This is a genomic window from Oleiphilus sp. HI0066, assembly GCF_001635725.1.
Genome location: NZ_LWFH01000351.1, coordinates 1 through 989 on the forward strand (window position 1 = coordinate 1; position 989 = coordinate 989).

Genomic DNA, 989 nt, shown 5'->3' on the forward strand with positions numbered 1-989 from the left:
AGAGGTTTAACGAGGCGGTCTTAAATATTGATTTCGAGCCTGGCGATGAAGATTTGATTGAGGGTTTAGAGTCCCGCTTGCAGGATGAATTAGTCGCTCATGAGCGTGATCAGAAGCGGCTTGGGCAGGTGCGAACAGAGCACGAGGCGTTCCAAGGTCAATTGCGTGATTTGGAACAGGCAAGGGAGCGCTCTGAGACAGACTTGCTGCATGTTCGAGAAAAGCTAGAGCGGGTGCGTTTGAGGATTCAAGCATTTGCTTTAGAGCAAGATCAATGTTTCCAAAATGTGCTGGAGCAGGGTTTTGTGTTTGAAGAGCTTGTTTCAGTGCTAGCTGATGAGGATGTTCAGCAAGATGCGTTGGTGAAAGATTTGGAGTCAATTGGACAAAAGATCGCTCGTTTGGGAGCGATTAACTTGGCTGCTGTCGAGGAGTATGAGACGCAGCTAGAGCGAAAGACGTATCTTGATGAGCAGAATGATGAGTTAATTGATGCCTTAGATGTGTTGACGCAAGCTATTCGAAAAATCGATAAAGAAACAAGGCATAGGTTTAAGCAAACTTATGATCGCGTCAATGCAGGTTTGCAGAATTTGTTTCCAAAGATATTTGGGGGTGGCAGCGCAAAACTTGAGCTGGCCGATTCGGATTTGCTTGAGACAGGGGTGAGTATTCTTGCTAGGCCTCCAGGAAAAAATAATTCAACGATACATCTCCTTTCTGGCGGTGAGAAAGCTTTGACAGCCCTTGCATTGATTTTTTCTATTTTCAAACTTAATCCAGCGCCATTCTGTATGTTGGATGAAGTAGATGCGCCTTTAGATGATGCGAATGTTGGGCGTTTTGCTCGACTTGTCAAAGAAATGTCCGATACCGTTCAGTTCATATATATATCGCATAATAAGGTTTCTATGGAGATGGCTGACCAGCTTATGGGGGTTACTATGCACGAGCCTGGAGTCTCTCGATTGGTGTCCGTGGATATTGAT

At 45.1% G+C, this 989-nt stretch carries 1 pseudogene; it reads left to right on the top strand.

Annotated features, from left to right (window positions below):
• Positions 1 to 989: pseudogene (locus tag A3738_RS05065) on the top strand (chromosome segregation protein SMC); the annotation flags it as partial.